The organism is Bacteroides sp. A1C1 (assembly GCF_004328515.1).
GTDB lineage: Bacteria > Bacteroidota > Bacteroidia > Bacteroidales > Bacteroidaceae > Bacteroides > Bacteroides uniformis.
On record NZ_CP036491.1, the window covers coordinates 2,157,610 to 2,179,578 of the forward strand.

The following is a 21,969-nucleotide window of genomic DNA, read 5'->3' on the forward strand; positions in this document are numbered from 1 at the left end:
AATAGCAGTTCATTATTTCACCTGTGTCCCTTCGCGCAGCAGTCCGGCACCAGTGGAAACAATCTCGTCGCCGACTTCCAGTCCGTCCAGCACTACGTATTCGCGTCCGTCATTTATTCCGGCCACGGTAATCAAGGCAGAAACGGCCTTGCCATCCACTACCTTATATACCACTGTCTTGTCCTGCAACTGCACGGTGGCCTCTTGCGGAATCACAATACAGTTCTTATAAGTGGTAGGCACCACCACCGTGCCCGACGCCCCACTGTGGAGCAGGCGCGATTCATTGGAAAATACCACACGTGCCACTACCGTACCCGTCTGACGGTCAATGACGCCACTGATGGACTCGATGGTTCCTTTCTTGTCATAGACGGAATTGTCGTTCAGTCTCAGTTCCGCTTGAGGCATGTTCTTCAACGCCTCGTCCATGCTTCCGTATTGGCGGGTCAGGGCAAGCAACTGGTTTTCGGTCATGGAAAAGTAAACGTACATGTCGCTGTTGTCACTGACCGTTGTCAACGGCTGCGGCAGGCTGGGGCTGACCAATGCTCCTGCACGGTAGGGCAATGCCCCCACCACACCGTCGCTGGGACTCTTCACTTCCGTATAGGAGAGGTTGTTGCGCGCACTTATCTCCTGGGCTTCGGCCTGCGAGAGCTGTGCCTTGGCGGTAAGATAGGCGTTCTCGGCAGTCTTCAGACTAAATTCCGAAACCACTTTCTGCGCATACAGTTCCTTGTTGCTATTGTAAGTCAGTGCAGCAGTAGCCAGTGCAGCGCGTGCAGCCTCCACATTGGCCACGGCCGTTTTGAGGGCAGCCTTGTAGGGCACTTGGTCGATAATGAAAAGCGACTGTCCGCGGCGCACCTTCTGCCCCTCAGTCACACAAAGCTTCTCAATGGTACCCGACACTTGCGGATAGATATCTATGTCCTGCCGTCCGCGTATCGTTGCCGAATACGAAGTGGAAAGCTCTTTGTCTGTCGCCTCCACTTTCATGGTAGCGTAAGAAGGTTTCATTCCGGAAGCATCCGTTGCCTGCTTGCAAGATGCCAAACACATTGTACAACCGACAATCCCTATCAGCCGTATCCATTTCCTGTTTAATGTAATCATACTCTTTCTCATTGTATTTTTGTTAAAACTGGTGGCAAAAGTAGGAGAAAGGAACAACGCCATAATGACCAATTACACTCCAAGGATGTCCCTTTTTCGACATTCATCTTTTTTAAGGCTAATGAATTGTCTATAAATGACATATAGAACAAGAAAGCCGCATAATGGAACATTCCATATTTCCCATTATTCACCAACTTTGCAAAACGAAAAAGGAAGAATATGGAGAAAGGGAACATAAAAATCGTAGAAATCGCGGACTTTAAGAACAGCGAACATGTCCTTGACTATGTAGACAATGACTTTGTCATAATCAACAGTCTGGAGGGAAGCCCCTACAATGAAGATACAATAAGATTAGGATGCTTCCTTATCGCTATCTGTCTAGAAGGCTGTATCCAGTTGGACGTCAACTACAAAACCTACCAACTGGAAGCAGGCGACTTACTGCTCGGCCTTCCCAATACCATTATCAGCCACGCGATGGTAAGCCCAAAGCACAAGATAAGGCTTGCCGCATTCTCCACACAGTTCCTACAACGCGTGGTCAAGATGGAGAAGGATACATGGAATACCGTTATGCATATCCACAACAATCCCATAAAATCTGTCGGGGAGGAAGGAGACAAGGAAATCTTCAAATTCTACCGGGAACTGCTTATGGCAAAGATAAACGACGAGCCTCATCCCTATCATAGGGAAGTGATGCAACACTTGTTTTCTGCCATTTTCTGTGAGATGTTGGGACACCTCAACAAAGAAGTGAACCCTTCAGCAATGACAGCCGATACAAAAGAAAGCATCAAACAGTCCGACTATATCCTGTGTAAATTTATAGAGATGTTGTCCAAAGACAACGGCATACACCGTTCTGTAGGATATTATGCCGATGCACTCTGCTATAGTCCCAAACACTTTTCGAAGGTCATCAAGCAGGCGTGCGGACGTACACCGCTGGACTTGATAAACGAGAATGCCATTGAACACATCAAGTACCGGCTGAAGCACTCGGACAAGTCCATCAAAGAGATTGCAGAGGAGTTCGATTTCCCCAACCAGTCTTTCTTCGGGAAGTACGTGAAGTCTTATCTGGGCATGTCTCCGGCACGTTACCGCAATACGAAAGAGGAGTGATTTCCCCTACTCTTGGGGCTCACTCCGTAAAGGTCTGCATTAGGAAGCCAAACCTTAACTTTACGACGCTAAAGGTCAACTTTACGATAACTAAACCTCAACGTATCACTTCATCACACACTGCATCCTGGAAAGCGCGTGCTTCTCTGCCCGACAGTGCATTCTGGTTCATGATGGCAAAGGCTATTTCGTGTCCGTTGCGGGCTTTAAGGTAGCCGGCCAGGCAGTTGATGGCGGTAAAGGAACCCGTCTTGGCATGTACATTTCTGTGGGAAAGGGTACCTTTCTTCATGCGGAATTCCAGCGTGCCGTCCACTCCACCGATGGGCAGAGCCTTATACAGTTTCTGGAAAACATCCGTACGCGAGTAGGCATATCGCAGGAAAGAAACCAAGAGTTCCGGTGAAATGTAGTTGTAATTGGAAAGGCCGCAACCATCTGCCAGATTATACCTATCGGGGTTATATCCCATCTCTTTTATCAGCATGCGGATGGCGGAAAGCCCGTTCTCGGCAGAGACACGCTTCTTTCCGCTGCTCTGCACACCCAACCGGCAGAGCATGGCTTCAGCATTGAGATTATCGCTCTCCTTCATTATCTGTTTCACCACATCCTGCACGGAAGTTTCATAGGAAGCCATCCGCACGGAAAGGCTGTCTTGCCTGAACTCGCCGAAGAGGTAAGAGACTTCCGCATCTACCGCCGGAATGCACCGGATGCCTCGTGCCTGCAACCGTTCCATAAAGGTATGCATAAAGAAGTCCTGCGAAGAAAAGATATTGACCGTACCTGCACGGCGGGCATCGACGTTGCCCGTCACGGTGATGTTGTTCCCGTTCACCAGCCAGTCGCGCGACACACGGAAACGTCCGGCAGAAGGAGTACGGCTTCGGGTCTTGTTCGTCAGTGTATAATAGGAAGAGACGGGAGTGCATTCAAGGCGTGCGCTGTCGCCCCGTTCGCCGGGTGTAGCGGTAACCTTTACCACTCCTTTATTCAGCATCAGCGGTGAGAGGTAGGGCTGGAAAGAATAAGGGGTGTCATCCCACAACCAACCGCTGCCCCAGTACAAGGAGTCTTTCATGGAGACATCTCCATACACCTTGCCTTTGATGACGGAGAAGGGGAAACGGGCCACGGCAGCCACCAGGGAATCCAACGCCTCTTCATCAAACTCCGGGTCGTAACCGCCTATCACGTACATATCTCCCTGCAAGGTATCGCGCTCAATGGTTCCCTGATACCACACTTCCGTACGGAACGGCTCGTCGGCTTCGGGACGGGAAAGGGCGGTAATGGTAGTCAGCAGCTTCATGGTAGAAGCGGGACGGGAAAGCTTGTCCGCTTGGTAGCCGTACAAGGGTTTGCCGACAGTCAGGTCATAGACCGAAATGGCCACATTAGAGCCTGCGGAAAGTTTGTGTTCTATCAACGCATCAATCCGCGCAGAGAGCGGCTTCACCGGAGTTACCGTCTCTTGGGGCCATAATGGGAGCAGGCAGACGGATAAAATTAACAGCAACAATATCCTTTTCATAAATATATTTATCTTTAAAGGCAAAAGTACGACAATCTTACAAATGAACAACAACCAGGTAGTCTTTTCATAAATTATATCCAGCCAGCCATCTTATATTCCTTTAAAAATACTACTTTTACATAGGCAAAATCTCCCAGTTACTATCACTTTAAAATTGATGTATCATGAAACTACAACTTGCAATTGCCAGCTTTACAATATGCCTCCTTTTCTTCCCCATGCTTCGGGCACAAGAATCTCCGCGCATTGTCAGTTATGACTTAACCGTACAGATTGATGTACCGAACCGACAGGTCGAAGTAGGCGGTTCGTTTGAAATCGATTTCCAGGACAGTGACTCAATCTCGTTGGTACTATGGCGCCATGCCCGTATCGACACACTACGCCACAGCAACCGGGAAATAACCTACCGTTTCGATACGCTTGCCCCGGCACCTGCCCAATTCATTCCCGACGGACGGACCTTGACCCTCTACCGGCCGGCAGGAGCCGATGACCGCTGCCGCATAAATACCCGTTACACACTCTACATGCAGGAAGTGCAGGGCCCTGCAAAATCATTCAATGACCATTGGATTGAACTTGGTTACTATACGGGATGGTATCCTGTCTGCAACGGTAACCGGGCAGATTATTCGCACTTACGAATCGGCATCACTGACGGTTATACGGTGAGCGGCTCAGGTATTATTTCCCATACAGAAGAAGGGATGTGGGAAATGGAGCAACCTTGGGAGAATTTCGACAATGTTATCCTGGCTTCACCCATGCTGAAAAGCCGCCGCATCAATGATAACGGAACTACCATTGAACTTATCTATACAGACTTCCCGGATGCCGGTGCAGACTCGGCACTTCAATGTTGCCACAATGCCTTGAAATTCTTCCGACGCCTTTATAAAATTGCGGGAGATGAGGATATTTACATGAAATTCCTGCTTTCAGCTTCCGGCACCTCAGGAGGGTACAGCCGTAAAAATTTCATTATGCTCAGTTCCCGAACATTCAATGAATATGTACTCAAGAACACCGCCCACGAAATCGGCCACTTCTGGTGGAACAAGGCTCCGGTGGAATCTTGGCACGACTGGCTGAACGAATCTTTTGCCGAATTCAGTGCTTTGCAATACATACGCCACGCCCGCGGCGAAAAAGCCTATGCCGCTTACATCGACGCCTACCGTAAGGAAACACGCCATATCCGTCCTATCTGGGGTATTGACCGCAACGACCGCGAAGCGCATCTTGCCCTCTATAGGAAAGGGTCAGTACTACTCGCCGACCTACTTGTCCGGGTGGGTGAAGAACCTTTCTTCAACTTTCTGGCAGGTGTCATCCAAGCCCATATAACAGACACATCGGCTTTCCTGGATTTTGCGGAAAGCCGATTGGGACGTAAAAACCGGAACTGGATTAAAAAGCGGTTAAAAGAATAAACACCTGATTATTCTTCAACTGTTCCTTTCGACACCGGCTTCTCAAAATGAGTGCCGCACTTCCTGCATACATACTCCCAATGCTCAGTGCCCGGAGGTGCGGCCGACAATGCCGCAATAACAGCAGCCACCACAGCACGCACCCGATGGCTCTTCTTCAGCACAAACTTAATCTCATCCGAACCGCAATGGGGGCAGTACCTCAACTGTTCCGGAATCATCTGGTTCCGTTCAAGCAGACGGAGGGCATTGTCATATTCGTCCTCATAGACAAATATATCCACTCCCGTGACATCACGGACATATCCGCGCATCACGGAAGACATGTTTTCATTATGCAAAACAGACGCAATGCCCTCATTCTTCAAGGCACCCTGAATAACATGTGCCTGAAAGGCATCGTCGCAGGTGATTAGCTTTACGGTTTTCATCTTTTATGTTTATATGAAACAATAGTCATGGGTTCTACAATGCCTCCTTGAATATCTCTCCCACCGTGGGGTGCGGAAAGACAATCTTCTTCCATTCATCGGCAGTAAGTTTCAGTTCAATAGCCATGCCTGCCAGCGTGATGATTTCCGAAGCGGGATTACCCAAGACATGTGCCCCCAATACGGTATCGTCACTGCCCAACAGTAACTTGCAGACGCCATTCACTCCTTCATTCTCTGCTACAAAGCGACCACTGTACGCCATCGGCAGCTTCACGGCACGATAGGCAACGCCTCTCTTCTGCAGGGATTCTTCTGTCTCGCCCACACCGGCTATTTCGGGATTGGTATATACCACGCCGGGGATGGCACGGTAGCTCATGGCATCCTTCTTGCCAATGATGGAATGTATGGCTACTTCTGCCTCGCGGACGGCTGTATGCGCCAGCAAGGAATATCCCGTCAAGTCGCCGCAAGCATATACTCCGGGAACTGAAGTCTGCATCTGTCCGTTGACAAAGACATTTCCGCGCTCCGTTCTTTCCAAGCCCAGATTCTCCAATCCGAAGCCTTTCATTACCGGACGGCGCCCGACACTCATCAGAAGCCGTTCGGCAACGACGGAACCGGGACCGTCGGCTGTTTCATAATTCACCTGGATAAGGGAAGAAGCTTCGGCAGTATCCGGCATGACAGACACTACTTTTGCACTCAGCATGAACTTGATTCCCCGCTTGGCGTACTCTGCACGGAGCATACCCGCCAGCTCTCGGTCCATACCGCCTCCCAGTATCTCGTCCAGCATCTCGACGACGGTTACCTGCACTCCCAGGCTGTTGAAGAAAGAAGCGAACTCCATACCGATGACACCGCCGCCGATGATGGCAAGCGAAGCGGGCAGTTCCTTGTTGTCCAGCGCGTCACGATGGGTCCAGTAAGGCACCTTGTCTATGCCGGGAATGGCAGGGACAAAGGTTTCGGAACCGGTGCAGAGCAGCAGGTTCTCGCATTCGTAGGTTTCTCCGCCGCACTCCACATGATTCTTGTCCGTCACTGTGGCCTCTCCGCTGACAATCGTCACACCATGGGCAGTCAGCTTTCCTTTGATTCCCAATACCAGCTTGCGCACTACCTTCTGCTTGCGGGCAATAATCTTGGGCAAATCAAACGATACTTCGGGCACACTGACCGCATACTTCGAAGCATGGCGGGCTCCGTCATAGGTCTTGGCCGAATACAACAAGGTCTTGGTAGGGATACACCCTTCATTCAGGCACACTCCACCGAGACTCTGCTTCTCAAATAGTACGACACTCAATCCTGCTTTTCCGGCAGCTTCGGCAGCAGTATATCCCGCAGGACCTCCACCGATAATAGCAACTTGGTATTTCATGGAATCAATGATTAATGGTTAGTGATTAGTGGTTAATTTGTGCGCAAGTTAATAAAACCCGTATTATCCGGCAAAAAAGAGTACTTCTTTCTTTCGGAGAATACACCGTAAAGAGGAAATAATTATCTTTGTCGTGCAGCATTTACAAAGAATGCCACGTCCAATGGACATAAATCAAATAATAACCAACATGAAAACGACTGACTTATTCCAACCCATCCTTCTGTTCGCTCTTTTTCTTTGCGGCTTGACAGCTTGTAGCAACGACGATGACCTTCGCCTCTCGCCCATGCAGGAAACTACTCTGGATGGAGATGCCTCTACCCTGCAGATAGACCTGACACGTAGTGACTGGCGCATTGCCTCCATCACCACCCTTGGCGGAACCACAATGGTAGACACCAACAACCGCCCCTTACAGTTGGAAGGCTTGGGAAGCCTTCACTTCCGCTGGTTTGACCTCACCCGCGAGAACGAAACCCGGCTCACACTAAAGACTGAAGATAATTTCGACGGAGAAGAACGCGGGCTTATCCTCAACCTTGAGATGAAGACGGGCTTCTACAAAGAACAAATCACCATACGGCAAGCGCCATGCGAAAATTTCTATCAGATAGAATCCATTGAATACAGCGTGGGAAATAATGACGGGGTGGAAGAAGCCGGGACGGAACCCGACAAGAGTACCTATAAAGATGAAACTATGGGCAACACAACCGGAAAGCATGACCATTATCCGTTCATCAACAAATGGACAGAATACGCATTCTTGCTCAACGACCACTCCAACGATGTCTTCAACTGGATAGACCCGAAGAAACGCAGCATCCACCTGCCCGACCGTATAGAAGACGGAAAGGTGGTGATGGGGCAACAACAGCTATTCTTCCTTGCCCAAGGCAAGTACTACAAAGAAGACGAATTGAGATATAAACATTTTGAAATGGATATAGTGGGCATGAAATGGAACATATACACTTCAACCATCTACTACAAACGGCTTCAAGTGACATTCACCGCCACTCTTTCACGTCCCGGTAGCGATACAAAGAAGGTACTCAAGGGTAAATTCATGCAGAGATACCCTTATGACTGCTCGGAAATACATCACGAAGTAAAGGATTCTTTAGAAGATTAGAGTCCGGTGTCTGTCAGACAAGACTCCACCTCCTCCCTGCTCAATGCCGGAGCTTGCCCATCGGCAAGCTTGCGGCATACCAACCGACCGGCCGCCAGCGCTTCCACCTTTGTTGCAAATGGCAGGCGACCGCTCAAAGCAGGTATAAAAGGTTGATATATCAGGGTATCGGCTCCATGCAGCACCACGTAGCCGTAACCGCCTTCCACCTCCATCACCCGGCATTTCAACTCATTGCCACCGCCGGCAGTATGACCCGAACAGCAAGAAAGGCATACCGCCATCACAGCCGGTACACCTATCTTTATCATCATAAACATCAGCTTCATAAGTTCCGTTCAGTTATGGGGCGAATCAGACTTCCTCTTCCTCATCGGGTAGAAGTTCGTACACATCATCAAAGTAGCTGGTACCACTTGTTCCCGTCAGCACAAAACCACGTTCGCCGGTAGAGAAACCAACGGCAGCCCTGCGCGAAGAAGCACCGGAAGGATAATTATGTACATCTGTAATGGGGGTAAAGTCGTCATCGGAATCGCCGTACCATAAGTCCTTGTCAGGGTCGTACAGCCAGTAGTCGCTGCTCAGGGAAGTGCTGTTACGTATTCCCGTAGCCACAAATCCCCTTCCACCGATGACGAAGGATACGGCTTCGGACCGTGTGATGGCGTAGTCATCGTCATAGTCATTGTCGGAGTCCGTATCGGCAATGTCACGCAACTGGGTCCAGTTGCTTCCGTCGAACTTCCAGAAATCCACCAGGTCAGTATTGTTGTTTCGCCCGCAACAGATGTAGGCCACCTCATCGATGACGAATGCCGTACCGAAGTAGCGCTTCTCGCCTCCATACCCGCTCACCGCTTCCCATTGCGAACCTTCGGCGCCATTGGGGTTGAAACGGTAGAAGTCCATCTTGTAGGCACTCTCGCTGCCGGTGGCGTCGCTGTTGCAGCCCGTACCGACATAGCCATATCCGCCTATACTGAAAGCCAGGGCACCGTCGCGTACTCCGCCTTTGAAGTCGTCTTTCCGTGTCCAGGTATCCGTGGCAGGGTCATACTCCCAGGTATCTGCTACACAGTAGGACGAGGAGCCGTCCTTCACGGAACCGGTCGTAATGTATCCCTTGCCATTCACGGCAAAGCCCACAGCAGCCTTGCGCCCGGCAACGGGCATGTCGGCACACTGCGTCCAGCTGTTCCGGCTCATGTCATACTCCCAAAGGTCGTTCAGGTAATCCTTGTTCGCTCCGTAGAAGCCGCCACACAAATATCCATAATTGCCGATGGTGAAGCCGGAGGCATAAGCGCGGTACACACCGTTATAGCTGGCTTTCTTCATCCACTGCCCCTGAGTGTATTCATCCTCGTCCGTACAACTGCCGGCAATGCACACGATGGCCAGCAACATTATTCCTACCAATAGTCTGTTCATTGTTTATTGTTTTTTTAATGATTAAGCTTTATACTTCCCACTTTCCAAAACAAGAAGCTGCGGGAGGTCCTTTTTGTCTGTCCGCAAAAGTAAACCACCGCAACCACACCGACAAAAATAACCGACGAACAGTCCGAAATTCCCGTTAAACGCCTTTACCGATAAAAACCGTCCGAACGCCGATTTTTGTAGGAAGATATAAAAGTTTTGCCTTTCCTTTGCCGCCAACTAAAAGAACAGAAATGAAGAAGTCATTGTACAGCTTATTCGCAGTCCTCGCTATCTTCTGCGCCTGCCAGGACGAGAACTCGCAGCTTGGAAAGAGCCTCGTGGAAAGCTCCTTCTATAATGTATACGCAGACACCTGCTCGGTAGACATCAGCACCATCCTGCTAGACTCCATAGAGACCCGGGGCGACAGCATCTGCCAGCTAGGACATTACCGGAGCAGCGCCTGGGGAGAAGTATCCGCCACCTATTATGCCGAATACTCCACGTCCGACTTCACCCCTAACACAGACTATACCTATACCCTCGACTCCCTCGTACTGCGAATGATACCTTCGGGCCATTTCTGGGGAGATACCCTGACGCAACAGCGCATCTCCATCTACCGGCTGAAAAAACCTATCGTGCTGGACAACGACGAGGACCTTTACAACAGCACCGTACTCCCGACGGAAGATGCTCCACTCTTCAGCTTTACCTTCACCCCCTGCCCGGGGCGGAAGAAGGAAGTAAGCGTCCGCCTGCCCGACTCATGGGGACAACAACTGCTGAATGACCTCGTGGCTCAGGACGACTACTTCGATACCCAAGACAAGTTCAAGAAAAAATTCCCCGGACTGGTCTTTGTGCCCGAAAACGACGGGCAGTGTATCACCGGATTCATGGTGAACGACTCTGCCATGAGCATCAACCTCCACTACCAGGAAGTCTCCAACCAACGTACCGGACAAGTGCTGACTTTCAGCGTAAACACCGACTATGCCTATACCGGTATCCGGCACGACCCCAACGGCACCCACCTTGCCTCCCTGAAAAGCGGAATAGAGAACCTCGTCCACTCCAGCGACATGGGTTGCCTGGCCTATATGCAGGGATTGACGGGCTACTACAACCAACTGGAATTCCCCTACCTCAACAGCCTCGGAAGTGCCGGACAGATAGTCTCCATAGAGAGCGCCACACTCTACCTCTATCCGTTGGCCCGGAGCTACAACGAAGTGAGCCAGCTTCCCAATGACATCCGCCTTTATATCACGGACGAGAACAATGTGCTGGAGGACTACGTATACGGTAGCGACGGCGTAACCGTACAGACCGGCAACCTGACCATCGACGAGATGTACGGGAAAGAGACCTACTACTCCTTCGACCTCACCGAATTCATCCGCAACAACTACGGCACTTCGGGCATCAAGCGGCAGAAACTGCTGATGAGCCTGACAGACGAAGAAAGCACCACCACCTTCAACCAGGTAATCTTCACCAACGACCCCGAACAAGAAAACCAATGCAGATTAGACGTAAGATTCAAAATATACAACGAGCAATGAAATACCATCACCGGATTCCCCTTCTGCTGTGCAGTCTATGTACGGCAAGCCTCACCGTCATGGCACAAAACACCACCAACCTGCCCACCTCCATGTACGGAGTGGGCGAACTGAGTGCCGGTGACGGCGGACGTTATGCCGGCATGGGCAACACGGGCATCGCCCTGAACCGTACCGGATTTCTGAACACGCTGAACCCCGCAGCCATCACCCGCATGGACACCGCCTGCTTCACGTTCGATGTGGGTGCGTCGGCCTCGTATGCCCGTTATTCCTTCCTAAGCGAACACAGTTCCAACTTCACCGGCAATCCCAACCGCATCAGCATGGGCTTCCGCATCCTGCCGCGCTGGTATGCCCTTGTAGGTGCAGCGCCATACAGCAGTGTGGGCTACGTCATCCAGACCGAAGAAGAGATAGAGGGAATGCCCGGCAACTACACCTACTCGCTCTTTGAGGGTACGGGTGGACTATACCGGTGCTACGTCACCAATGCCTTTGCACTGAGCAGGCAACTGTCGGTCGGCATCAACCTGGGGATGATAGTGGGCACAGTGACACAGAGCGAAACGCAGGAAAGCGCCATTGTAAAGTACGAATCCTCCAAACGGGCCTTTTATGCGGACTTCGGCATACATTACGAATGGGGTGCGACCGGACAACGGAAGTGGGCGGCAGGACTGGTATTTGCTCCCTCCCTTCCCATCAGCCACGACAATACACTGACCTACAGCAACTCATCTACCAGCGAGAACCTCGATAAAGGATACCACAGCCGTACACAATATCTGCCCATGCACCTCGGCACCGGCCTCAGCATGGCCACCGAACGCTGGGTGCTGACCGCCGACTACAACTACCTGGACTGGAGCCGCAACTCCTCTTCCTATACCTCCATGAAATACGAGAACCAGCACAAAGTGAACATAGGCAGCAGCTACATTACCAAGCCACGCCTGGCACGTTCCACCGAGCTGATGGGCGGAATAGGTTTCGGCAACTCCTATATCAATCTGAAAGGCGGGAAGATGCAGTATCTGGAAGCCAGCGTAGGGGCGAGCTTCCCCATCCGGTACTCCTATCTCTCGCTGGGCGCCACGTGGCGGAAACAACTGAACTCACGCAGCAATCTGATGCAGGAAAGCCGGTTCAGTCTGAATCTGAACTTGACGTTCGGGGAAAGAATTTCGAGAGCAAAACTAAAGTAATACAAGGTTCCGGTTCACCACAGATTACACGGATTTTACACCGAATGATTATCATTTGTTGGATCTATATATGCAACGCGTTGCATATATAGATGCAGCACGCTGGAACTATAGATCCAACAAACAAAGTATATAGTATCTGAAAACGGGGTATTACAACACTGCCAGCCTGGACACATACCCTTTTACCCTTTCGCGGTAAGCATCGCCAATGGGGACATCCTTCTGCTCGATGAGCAGTGTGCTGCGCCCGATGGCGCTGATGCAGTCCATGCGGACAATAAAAGAACGGTGCACGCGGATAAATTCGTCCGCCGGAAGTTTTTCCTCCATGTACTTCATACTGCATAGGCTCAAGACAGGTTTGGAGGCACCCTTGCAGAAAATCTTGACGTAATCCCCCAAACCCTCTATGTAGTTTATCCGCTCCAGGTCGAGCCGCATGATGCGGTTGTCACACCGCATGTAAATCACCTTCGGAGCCTCTTCCAGACCTTGCCTGTGCTTGGAGTCGGACGTACCTGCATCTTGCAAAGAAAACCAGCGTGCCGCCTTGCTGACAGACTGGAAAAACGTGGAGAAATTGAGCCCGTCCATCAGATAGTCCAACGCATCCAGACGGAAACATTCGGCAGCATAGCGGTCGGTGTCTGTAATGAAAATGACACGAGTGGACGAGGACAAGAGCCTGCAAAAATCCATTCCGTTGATTTCACCTTCTTCCACCGGATAGATGCCGACAAAATAAACTTCCACTTTTGTCTCATAATAATCCTTCAGCGCTTCAAGAGGATTGCCGTACTTTCCGTGCAAAGAGAGAAAAGGAACCTTGTCGATATACTCTTCCAACCTTCCGGCAATCTCCGGGTCTGCATGTAAAATGGCACAATTCAAATTCATGTTCGTTTCTTTTTTACATAATGGACGCTGCCATATCCGAAAAACTGCAAACAGAAGAGCTAAAATTAAGCTTTATTTATGATTCAAAGATTACCTGCATCTACAGAAAGACTAAATTATCAGGAAAATAAAGTGCTCACTATGAATAGTTTCAAAAAAATAAACTTATCTTTGTACGTACATCCTCACAAAAAAGTAAAGGCTATGAAACAACAGAAACTATTCCACCTCGTATTGTCCGCCATATTGATTGTCTGCACGACCGGCTGTTATGATAAAGACGAAATTAAAGATGCTGAAAAATATCTGTTCAAAGATATTCAATACTCTTTTGAAGAAGAAGGGGATGGATTCAGTACCTATGATGTAGAACTCCCGCCTTTCATCATGGAAAACAATTTGAACAGCAGTATTACTACCACAAACTCCCCCTTTGAAGACACATGGCAGGAAACCACCTTCCAAAGCAACGACCCCGGAGCATTTGCATGGATGGGGGAAGAAGACATATTCGTCAATGCCCCTTACATGTTTGGAGATGAACTATCGTTAAGCGGGACAACAATAAAATATGGCAGCGAAACAACAAAAGCCAAAGGTCCAAACAGCAGTACTTCCACCATCAGCATACCACCTCACTGTCGGCTCATCATAAAAGGAACACTACACTACAGCAAGCTTGTAGCTACCTATACACTGACATTCGTAGGTGAATATACAAAAACGGAAAAACAGATAAAGGGAAAGTTCATACAAACAACTCCGGAAAGCTACACAGGAGACATTACCATGAAACCGATAACGGCAGATTAAAACGAAATCACATACGTGGGCACACCATATTGCTCATCCTCTCCGTTCCTCCATCAACCGGATGAACTCCTCCTCTTTGACCGGAAACAATACCTCGCACTTACCCGCTCCATACTTCACCAGTACGTAGCGCATTACTGCAAACCGTCCTATCTGCATGGAAGAGGCACGCTCCACGGAAATGACATCCTTCAGCAGAATCTCCTTACTGCGCGAGAAGCGGCCGAAATACAATTTCAGCTTCCCGTCCGGAGTCACCGTATAGGTAGTATGAATCAGCTTCTCGATGACAACTATCAGCCAAAGCATGAAAAGCGCCGCAGGCAGCACGTATTTATCCCACAACATATAAATGGCAAGACCACTTATCAGAGCCAGAAACAAAAACTGCCCTACAGCAATACGGGCATGAAAGATTCTATTCATTCTATCGGATTTTTGCCGCTAAGGTAGGTCTTTTTACGAATAAATCCCTACGGAATGAACAAGGAATGTACTTATTTTGTAGTTTTGCAGCGATAAACACTAAATCCTATGGTAAGAAAGTTCGATTTCCTCGTTATCGGCTCCGGGCTTGCCGGTATGAGTTTTGCGCTGAAAGTGGCGCACAAGGGGACAGTAGCCCTTATCTGCAAGGCAGGTCTGGAAGAGGCAAACACCTATTTTGCACAAGGAGGTATCGCTTCCGTCACCAATCTGGCTGTGGACAACTTCGAGAAGCACATCGAGGACACCATGATTGCAGGTGACTGGATAAGCGACCGCGAAGCCGTAGAGAAGGTGGTGCGCAATGCTCCCGAACAAATCAAGGAGCTCATTAAATGGGGAGTGAACTTCGACAAAAAGGAGGACGGAGAGTTTGACCTGCACAAAGAAGGCGGCCACTCCGAATTCCGCATCCTCCACCATAAGGATAATACGGGTGCAGAGATACAGACCAGCCTCATCGAAGCTGTGAAGCAACACCCCAACATCACCGTACTGACCGACCACTATGCTGTGGAAATCATTACCCAGCATCACCAGGGAATCATCGTTACCCGCCATACCCCCGGCATCAAGTGCTACGGTGCCTACGTGCTGAACGAAGCGACGGGCGAGGTGGATACCTTCCTTTCCAAAGTCACCATCATGGCAACGGGCGGTTGCGAAGCCGTTTACCGCCATACCACCAACCCGCTGGTAGCCACGGGAGACGGCATTGCCATGGTCTACCGTGCCAAGGGAGCAGTGAAAGACATGGAATTCATCCAGTTCCATCCCACAGCCCTTTTCCATCCGGGAGACCGCCCCTCGTTCCTCATCACCGAAGCCATGCGTGGTTATGGCGGCGTGCTGCGCACCAAAGACGGAAAAGAATTCATGCAGAAGTACGACCCGCGACTCTCGCTGGCCCCGCGTGACATCGTGGCACGTGCCATCGACAACGAAATGAAACAGCGCGGTGAGGACCATGTGTATCTGGACGTCACCCACAAAGACCCCGAAGAAACCAAGAAGCACTTCCCGAACATATACAAGAAATGCCTCAGCATCGGTATCGACATCACAAAGGAATACATACCGGTAGCCCCCGCCGCCCATTACCTCTGCGGAGGCATCACGGTGGATTTGGACGGACAGAGCAGCATCCGCCGTCTGTACGCCATCGGCGAATGTTCGTGCACCGGACTGCATGGCGGCAACCGTCTGGCAAGCAACTCACTGATTGAAGCCGTGGTTTATGCCGACGCGGCAGCCAAACACGCGCTGAGCGTACTGGAACGTTATGACTTCAACGAAGACATCCCCGAATGGAACGACGAAGGTACCATCTCCACCGAAGAACGTGTCCTCATCACACAAAGCATGAAGGAAGTGAACCAGATTATGGAGGCATACGTAGGCATTGTCCGCAGCAATACCCGGTTGACACGTGCCTGGAACCGACTGGACATACTTTACGAGGAGACAGAAGCACTCTTCAAGCGTAGCAAGGCTACCCGAGAGCTGTGCGAACTGCGCAACATGATAAACGTAGGATACCTGATAACAAAGCAAGCCATGGAACGCAAGGAAAGCCGCGGACTGCACTACACGATAGACTATCCGCACGTCGGGAAGTAACTAAAGTAAAACTCGCGCCACTATACTGGCACGGAAAACGAACATGGTCATTTAAACAAAGCGCCCGGATGCTCTGAAGAAAGCATCCGGGCGTTTCCCGTTATCCATACCTGCACAAGCAGGAGACATTATCAATAGTTTGACTTCTTTACTTCGAAGTAAGCCTGCGGATGCAAGCAAGCCGGACATACCTGAGGAGCTTCCTTACCGGTGTAGATGAAACCACAGTTGCGGCACTGCCATACCACTTCACCTTCCTTGGCAAATACGCTGGCAGTCTCTATATTCTGGATAAAAGCGCGATAACGTTCTTCGTGTCCCTTTTCGGCAATGGCGATGTTACGGTACATAAGAGCAATTTCGGGGAAACCTTCTTCGTCTGCAATATCAGCAAACTTAGGATAATCCAATGACCACTCTTCGTGTTCGCCGGCAGCAGCTTCCTGAAGATTTTCCAGGGTAGTGCCAATAACACCTGCAGGATAAGAAGCGGTGATTTCTACCATACCGCCTTCCAACCACTTGAACATACGTTTAGCGTGTTCCTTTTCCTGGTCAGCCGTTTCTGTGAAAATAGCGGCGATTTGTTCGTAACCTTCTTTCTTGGCTACACTTGCAAAATAAGTGTAACGCATTCTTGCTTGTGATTCACCAGCGAATGAAGTCAGCAGATTCTTCTCAGTCTGAGTTCCTTTAACACTTTTAGCCATAGTCTCTTTTTTTATTAGTTAATATAATTACGTATAAATGTCGTTCGTACTGTTCGTAAACAACACAAAATTACGAATTTAGTTTGAAATAACCACACTTCTGCCCCATCGGATTCATCTATCGTCTTATAGAAAGAATCTATCTTCACCGATAATCCGAAAAGGCATTTTAGCATAATTAATAGCACATATCTGATAAGGAAAACAAAATACATCACAGTTGTGTTCACTAATATCCATTATTTTATCTACTTTTGCAGGCAATTTGCAATATATACATTACATTCTGTATAAAAAAACGTATAAAAAAGTAGATTATAATGAAAGCGTTCGGATTCAGACCAAAGCTATACACGGCTTTAAAAAATTACTCTAAAGAACTGTTCATGGCAGACCTGATGGCAGGTATCATTGTAGGTATCGTTGCCCTCCCGCTTGCCATTGCATTCGGTATCGCCTCCGGCGTATCACCGGAGAAAGGTATCATTACGGCTATCATAGCCGGTTTCATCATCTCTCTGATGGGTGGAAGCAAGGTACAGATTGGAGGACCGACCGGTGCGTTCATCGTCATTATCTATGGCATCATCCAGCAATACGGTGAATCGGGGCTGATTGTCGCCACACTGATGGCAGGCGTACTGCTTATTCTGCTGGGAGTTTTCAAGCTGGGAGCTGTCATTAAGTTTATCCCCTATCCCATCATCGTAGGTTTTACAAGCGGTATTGCCGTCACCATCTTCACCACGCAGATTGCCGACATTTTCGGGTTGACGTTCGGAGGAGAGAAAGTTCCGGGAGACTTTGTAGGAAAATGGATGATTTATTTCCGACATTTCGATACCGTTAACTGGTGGAACACGATTGTAAGTATTGTCAGTATCTTCATCATTGCCATTACACCGCGGTTCTCGAAGAAGATACCGGGGTCACTTATTGCCATCATCGTGGTGACAGTGGCAGTCTGGCTGATGAAAGTATATGGAGGCATTGACTGTATCGATACCATCGGCGACCGTTTCAGCATCCGTGCCGAACTGCCGGATGCCGTGATGCCTGCCTTGGATTGGGAAGCGATAAAGAACTTGTTCCCCGTAGCCATTACAATCGCTGTACTGGGTGCCATCGAATCTTTGCTGTCTGCCACCGTAGCTGATGGTGTGATAGGCGACAAACACGATTCCAACACGGAACTGATAGCACAAGGTGTTGCCAACATGGCTACCCCGCTGTTTGGCGGTATCCCTGCCACCGGAGCCATCGCGCGTACCATGGCAAACATCAACAACGGAGGAAAAACTCCCGTAGCAGGTATGGTTCATGCAGTGGTGTTGCTGCTTATCCTACTGTTTCTCATGCCACTGGCACAGTATATACCAATGGCCTGCCTGGCGGGTGTACTGGTCATAGTATCCTATAACATGAGCGGTTGGCGTACGTTCAAGGCATTATTGAAGAATCCTAAATCGGATGTCACGGTACTGCTGATTACTTTCTTCCTGACCGTCATCTTCGACCTGACTATTGCCATTGAAGTAGGTCTGGTGATTGCCTGCGTGCTGTTTATGCGCCGCGTCATGGAGACTACCGAAATATCCGTCATCAAAGATGAAATAGACCCGAATGCAGAATCGGACATTGCAAGCAATGACGAGCACCTAATAATCCCCGAGGATGTGGAAGTATATGAAATAAACGGTCCTTACTTCTTCGGCATCGCCACCAAATTCGAAGAAATCATGGCGCGGCTGGGCGACCGCCCCAAAGTGCGCATCATCCGCATGCGTAAAGTTCCGTTCATCGATTCTACCGGTATCCACAACTTGACAAGCCTTTGTGAGATGTCCCAAAAGGAAAAAATAACCATTGTGCTCTCCGGTGTCAATGAAAAGGTACATAAGGTACTGGAAAAATCGGGCTTCTATGAGCTGTTGGGCGAAGAAAATATCTGTCCGAACATAAATGTGGCACTGGAAAGGGCCAAAATAATTATCCAACACTAATCCCGGCATGGCACGAAAAAAAAAGAAACAATCGCAAGGCGTCTATTATCTTATATTGTTTATATGTGCGGTCTGCCTTGCCTATGAACCCGTTGCAAAGATACTTTCGGATGCCAGGCAAAAGAGTTCTACGCCTGCCAAGATAGAACTCACGGCAGGCACACGCCTTGAAATACCGGCAAAGCTGAAGAACGTCTCCGAACAGATTCTCCAGCGGAAAGGCTACACAGTATCCTACAACAAGGATTTAAAGATACCCAATTGGGTAGCCTGGGAACTCACTCCCGAAAAACTGGTGGAGCGTGAAAGCCGTACAGACAAGTTCTTGCCCGACCCCGACCTGCCTGAGCACGAGGCAGTAACCACCGATGACTACAAAGGAGCCGGCATGGACCGCGGACATATGTGTCCGGCCGGTGACAACCGCTGGCACTGGAAAGCCATGCAAGAGAGCTTCTACATGACAAACATTTGCCCGCAGAACCACAATCTAAACCGTGGCGACTGGAAAGAACTGGAAGAGTCATGCCGCCGTTGGGCACAAGAAGAAGGCAAGATATACATTGTATGCGGTCCTATTCTCTATGACCAACGTCACCGTACCATTGGTAAGAAGCACAAAATTACAGTGCCCGAAGCATTCTTCAAGGTCGTTCTGTGTGCAGACAGCAATCCCCCCAAAGCCATCGGCTTCATTTATAAGAATGCATCAGGCAATCATCCATTGGACAGCTACGTCAATACAGTGGACGAAGTGGAACGTATTACAGGTATCGACTTCTTCCCCGCCCTTCCGGATGAAATAGAAGAGAAGGTGGAAGCCGAATATGACTTGAAACTGTGGTAAAGGAGCTATTCCTTTACCCAGGCATCTACAATCTCGGCTACATAAACCCGGTGCAATCCACCGTGGTCACCGCCATACCAACGCTCGTAGACGGAATGGTCGAGAAAGAGTTCTTCTTTCATATCGGTAATGAAAAGCTTGCGGCACTCCAATCCCAGGCGGTCCTGCTCAAAGAGAATGTTTCCCCGCTCGGTAACGATAGGATTCAGACCAGTTTCCTTTACCTTATCCACTTCCCTACCCGATTTACTGCCACAAAGGTTGTAAATGCTCCGGTTTTCCTTTCCTAAAAAAGAAAGGGTGAAATATTCGTTCTCCTCCATAAACTCATACGTATAGCGCTCGGAACGAATAAAGACAAACACCACCGGCTTGTTCCAAAGCCAGCCAATACCTCCCCAACTGGCAGTCATGGTGTTGAAATGTTCTTTACTGCCTGCCGTAACCAGCATCCACTCTTTGCCTATCACTTCGAAGAAGTTCTCGCTTAAATCTTTAATTGCTATTGATTTCATAAGTATATTATTAATAAGAAACACTTACCGGTATACCCGTTTCACGTATCCGTTCCGCAATGCGATCCAGTTCCTCGCGGGTGGCCTTCTGCAAATCATGGTCGGGCGTTTCACGGTCGATGGTATAAATCATCACTTGGCGGGGAGCAATCTCCTTGACAGCTTCCAGCCAGGGAAGAACAAATTTATCGGATGTATTATCCATATCTTGTCCTTTATAACTTCCTTTGAGAAACATGGTCTGGATAATGCAGTTCCCTTTGAACGCTTTCATCCCTTCTATAATCTCCCGGATGGAGTAATGTCCGGTAGGACGGTCAAGTACACGGACATACTCTTCATCCACCGTATCCAGTTTAAGGATGTTGTTGTCAATCTTGTTCAAAGCCTCGAATACGGCAGGACGATGAATAAAGGTAGAATTGCTCAGTACGCTCACCTTTGCATTCGGAAAATACTTGTCGCGCAAGGCAAGTGTATCTTCTATGATTTCGGGGAAACGGGGATGTGCCGTCGGTTCTCCATTACCGGCAAAAGTCAGTACATCCGGTGTAGGTCCGTTTTGCTGCATGTCCCGCAGACGGGCTTCAAGGGCCGAACGGACTTCTTCGCGCGTAGGCAACGGCTGTTTGGGACGATGGTCGGCATTGAAGCCACATTCACAGTAAATACAGTCGAAAGTGCATACTTTGCCGTCTGCCGGCAATAAATTTATTCCCAAAGATACTCCCAGACGGCGAGAATGAACGGGACCGAATATGGGAGATGGATAAATGACAGTCATACTATTTACGATTTGACGATTTACGGTTTGATTAATGCTTAAACAATCTTACCGCTCCAAAGTTAAGTGAAAACTATGGTATCTGGCAATGTTCGGCTTGCAAAAGTTTACCCATAAAAGAAAATATTCCCTTTATAAAGCATACATCTCATGTTAAAAAAGTAAATCATACATTACATTTTATCTATTTTACTTGTTTACATGTAAAGTATACATTACATTTGCAGATAACATCTAAATGCATAGTATTATGAGAAAGAACTATTTATTTCCAACCACTTTCAGAAAGATAGGTTGGTGTTTATTTGTCCCATTCGCCATCACGTCCTTCATCTGCCTTTTCGACGGCAGCAATGAAGATTGGTTGAAGGTAAACGCGTTGTCAGTAATTCCCTGGGGTATTATCAAGAACTCTTTATTCGACGAGTTGAGTATGATAGGGCTTACGGTTTCACTCTTGTTCATAGCTTTCTCAAAAGAAAAGGACGAAGATGAATGCATTGCCAATATTCGTTCAAACTCTCTTATCTGGGCTACCATAACAGCGTATTCCCTACTGATAGTATGCACTATGCTGATTTATGACATGCAATATCTTAATTTTGTATTTATAGACTTGTTCATGATATTGTTTCTGTTCATCATAAAGTACAACATTGAACTTTATAAATTTAGGAGGAGCAACAATGACTAATACATTAAGGGTAGAAAGAGCCATCAAGCATATGACCCAACAGCAATTGGCTGAAGCCATAGGAGTGAGCCGGCAAACCATCAATGCCATAGAATCGGGAAAGTATGTCCCTTCCACCTTGCTGTCATTGAAAATATCAGAGATATTCGGAAAGACTGTAAATGAAATTTTCATGTTGGAAGAAAGTGACAGATAAAGAGAAGAC

The 21,969-nt window shown here is 48.8% G+C and carries 22 protein-coding genes; 11 read left to right on the top strand and 11 right to left on the bottom strand.

Features of this window, described 5'->3' with window-relative positions:
* Window positions 1-12: 12 nt before the first annotated feature.
* Entirely contained in the window at window positions 13-1,119 is a 1,107-nt protein-coding gene (locus EYA81_RS08845; protein WP_119962192.1) for an efflux RND transporter periplasmic adaptor subunit, read from the bottom strand.
* 222 nt (window positions 1,120-1,341) lie between these two features.
* Here EYA81_RS08845 and EYA81_RS08855 point away from each other — a divergent pair, with 222 nt between their 5' ends.
* The gene (locus EYA81_RS08855) at window positions 1,342-2,253 is read left to right on the top strand and encodes an AraC family transcriptional regulator (RefSeq protein WP_119962191.1); all 912 of its coding nucleotides are present in this window, start codon (window positions 1,342-1,344) and stop codon (window positions 2,251-2,253) included.
* A 97-nt stretch (window positions 2,254-2,350) separates the two neighbouring features.
* Here EYA81_RS08855 and dacB read toward each other — a convergent pair whose 3' ends face one another.
* Entirely contained in the window at window positions 2,351-3,790 is a 1,440-nt protein-coding gene (dacB, locus tag EYA81_RS08860; protein WP_131225646.1) for a D-alanyl-D-alanine carboxypeptidase/D-alanyl-D-alanine-endopeptidase, read from the bottom strand.
* Window positions 3,791-3,957: 167 nt separating this feature from the next.
* On the opposite strand from dacB, the gene EYA81_RS08865 reads away from it, so the two are divergent.
* Window positions 3,958-5,229 (top strand): M1 family aminopeptidase, encoded by a 1,272-nt coding sequence (locus EYA81_RS08865; RefSeq protein WP_119962190.1) that lies wholly within the window; start codon window positions 3,958-3,960, stop codon window positions 5,227-5,229.
* An 8-nt stretch (window positions 5,230-5,237) separates the two neighbouring features.
* Here EYA81_RS08865 and EYA81_RS08870 read toward each other — a convergent pair whose 3' ends face one another.
* Window positions 5,238-5,660: a DUF2007 domain-containing protein gene (locus tag EYA81_RS08870; RefSeq protein ID WP_119962189.1), complete on the bottom strand. Its 423-nt coding sequence runs from the start codon at window positions 5,658-5,660 to the stop codon at window positions 5,238-5,240.
* Between the two features lie 34 nt (window positions 5,661-5,694).
* Window positions 5,695-7,053 carry a dihydrolipoyl dehydrogenase gene (gene lpdA / locus EYA81_RS08875; protein WP_119962188.1) on the bottom strand — a complete coding sequence of 453 codons (1,359 nt, stop codon included), beginning with the start codon at window positions 7,051-7,053 and terminating at the stop codon, window positions 5,695-5,697.
* Window positions 7,054-7,243: 190 nt separating this feature from the next.
* On the opposite strand from lpdA, the gene EYA81_RS08880 reads away from it, so the two are divergent.
* Window positions 7,244-8,191 carry a hypothetical protein gene (locus EYA81_RS08880; RefSeq protein WP_131225647.1) on the top strand — a complete coding sequence of 316 codons (948 nt, stop codon included), beginning with the start codon at window positions 7,244-7,246 and terminating at the stop codon, window positions 8,189-8,191.
* Here EYA81_RS08880 and EYA81_RS08885 read toward each other — a convergent pair.
* Both EYA81_RS08885 and EYA81_RS08890 read right to left on the bottom strand, forming a co-directional pair.
* Window positions 8,188-8,520, bottom strand: coding sequence for a DUF4907 domain-containing protein (locus EYA81_RS08885; RefSeq protein WP_016272216.1), 333 nt, complete (start codon window positions 8,518-8,520; stop codon window positions 8,188-8,190). The two genes, EYA81_RS08880 and EYA81_RS08885, sit on opposite strands and share 4 nt — an antisense overlap.
* A 25-nt stretch (window positions 8,521-8,545) precedes the next feature.
* Window positions 8,546-9,625, bottom strand: a complete 1,080-nt coding sequence (locus EYA81_RS08890) for a kelch repeat-containing protein (protein WP_057281503.1) — start codon at window positions 9,623-9,625, stop codon at window positions 8,546-8,548.
* Between the two features lie 242 nt (window positions 9,626-9,867).
* Here EYA81_RS08890 and EYA81_RS08895 point away from each other — a divergent pair, with 242 nt between their 5' ends.
* Both EYA81_RS08895 and EYA81_RS08900 read left to right on the top strand, forming a co-directional pair.
* Complete coding sequence (locus EYA81_RS08895) at window positions 9,868-11,184, top strand: DUF4270 family protein (protein ID WP_120137254.1); 1,317 nt, start codon at window positions 9,868-9,870, stop codon at window positions 11,182-11,184.
* Window positions 11,181-12,392, top strand: coding sequence for a hypothetical protein (locus EYA81_RS08900; protein WP_120137255.1), 1,212 nt, complete (start codon window positions 11,181-11,183; stop codon window positions 12,390-12,392). The genes EYA81_RS08895 and EYA81_RS08900 overlap by 4 nt, the downstream gene beginning before the upstream one ends.
* 153 nt (window positions 12,393-12,545) lie before the next feature.
* Here the strand turns inward: EYA81_RS08900 and EYA81_RS08905 are convergent, their stop codons facing one another.
* On the bottom strand, window positions 12,546-13,292 hold the full coding sequence (locus EYA81_RS08905) for a LytTR family DNA-binding domain-containing protein (RefSeq protein WP_131225648.1): 747 nt from the start codon (window positions 13,290-13,292) through the stop codon (window positions 12,546-12,548).
* 204 nt (window positions 13,293-13,496) lie between these two features.
* On the opposite strand from EYA81_RS08905, the gene EYA81_RS08910 reads away from it, so the two are divergent.
* Window positions 13,497-14,105, top strand: coding sequence for a hypothetical protein (locus EYA81_RS08910; RefSeq protein WP_131225649.1), 609 nt, complete (start codon window positions 13,497-13,499; stop codon window positions 14,103-14,105).
* Window positions 14,106-14,138: 33 nt separating this feature from the next.
* Here EYA81_RS08910 and EYA81_RS08915 read toward each other — a convergent pair whose 3' ends face one another.
* The gene (locus EYA81_RS08915; protein WP_117599934.1) at window positions 14,139-14,531 is read right to left on the bottom strand and encodes a PH domain-containing protein; all 393 of its coding nucleotides are present in this window, start codon (window positions 14,529-14,531) and stop codon (window positions 14,139-14,141) included.
* 108 nt (window positions 14,532-14,639) lie between these two features.
* On the opposite strand from EYA81_RS08915, the gene nadB reads away from it, so the two are divergent.
* Window positions 14,640-16,211, top strand: a complete 1,572-nt coding sequence (nadB, locus tag EYA81_RS08920) for an L-aspartate oxidase (protein WP_131225650.1) — start codon at window positions 14,640-14,642, stop codon at window positions 16,209-16,211.
* Between the two features lie 131 nt (window positions 16,212-16,342).
* Here nadB and rbr read toward each other — a convergent pair whose 3' ends face one another.
* Window positions 16,343-16,921, bottom strand: a complete 579-nt coding sequence (rbr, locus tag EYA81_RS08925) for a rubrerythrin (protein ID WP_005825226.1) — start codon at window positions 16,919-16,921, stop codon at window positions 16,343-16,345.
* A 320-nt stretch (window positions 16,922-17,241) separates the two neighbouring features.
* Here rbr and EYA81_RS08930 point away from each other — a divergent pair, with 320 nt between their 5' ends.
* Together EYA81_RS08930 and EYA81_RS08935 are read left to right on the top strand one after the other, a co-directional pair.
* Complete coding sequence (locus EYA81_RS08930; protein ID WP_117599932.1) at window positions 17,242-18,924, top strand: SulP family inorganic anion transporter; 1,683 nt, start codon at window positions 17,242-17,244, stop codon at window positions 18,922-18,924.
* 7 nt (window positions 18,925-18,931) lie between these two features.
* Entirely contained in the window at window positions 18,932-19,771 is an 840-nt protein-coding gene (locus tag EYA81_RS08935) for a DNA/RNA non-specific endonuclease (protein ID WP_008662282.1), read from the top strand.
* A 5-nt stretch (window positions 19,772-19,776) separates the two neighbouring features.
* Here EYA81_RS08935 and EYA81_RS08940 read toward each other — a convergent pair whose 3' ends face one another.
* Both EYA81_RS08940 and EYA81_RS08945 read right to left on the bottom strand, forming a co-directional pair.
* Window positions 19,777-20,286 (bottom strand): flavin reductase family protein, encoded by a 510-nt coding sequence (locus EYA81_RS08940; protein ID WP_009037517.1) that lies wholly within the window; start codon window positions 20,284-20,286, stop codon window positions 19,777-19,779.
* 10 nt (window positions 20,287-20,296) lie between these two features.
* Window positions 20,297-21,070: a radical SAM protein gene (locus EYA81_RS08945; protein ID WP_117599931.1), complete on the bottom strand. Its 774-nt coding sequence runs from the start codon at window positions 21,068-21,070 to the stop codon at window positions 20,297-20,299.
* A gap of 250 nt (window positions 21,071-21,320) precedes the next feature.
* Here EYA81_RS08945 and EYA81_RS08950 point away from each other — a divergent pair, with 250 nt between their 5' ends.
* A complete protein-coding gene (locus tag EYA81_RS08950) occupies window positions 21,321-21,764 on the top strand; it encodes a hypothetical protein (RefSeq protein WP_117588639.1) in 444 nt (147 codons plus the stop codon).
* Complete coding sequence (locus tag EYA81_RS08955; RefSeq protein WP_008662275.1) at window positions 21,757-21,960, top strand: helix-turn-helix transcriptional regulator; 204 nt, start codon at window positions 21,757-21,759, stop codon at window positions 21,958-21,960. The genes EYA81_RS08950 and EYA81_RS08955 overlap by 8 nt, the downstream gene beginning before the upstream one ends.
* Window positions 21,961-21,969 lie beyond the last annotated feature (9 nt).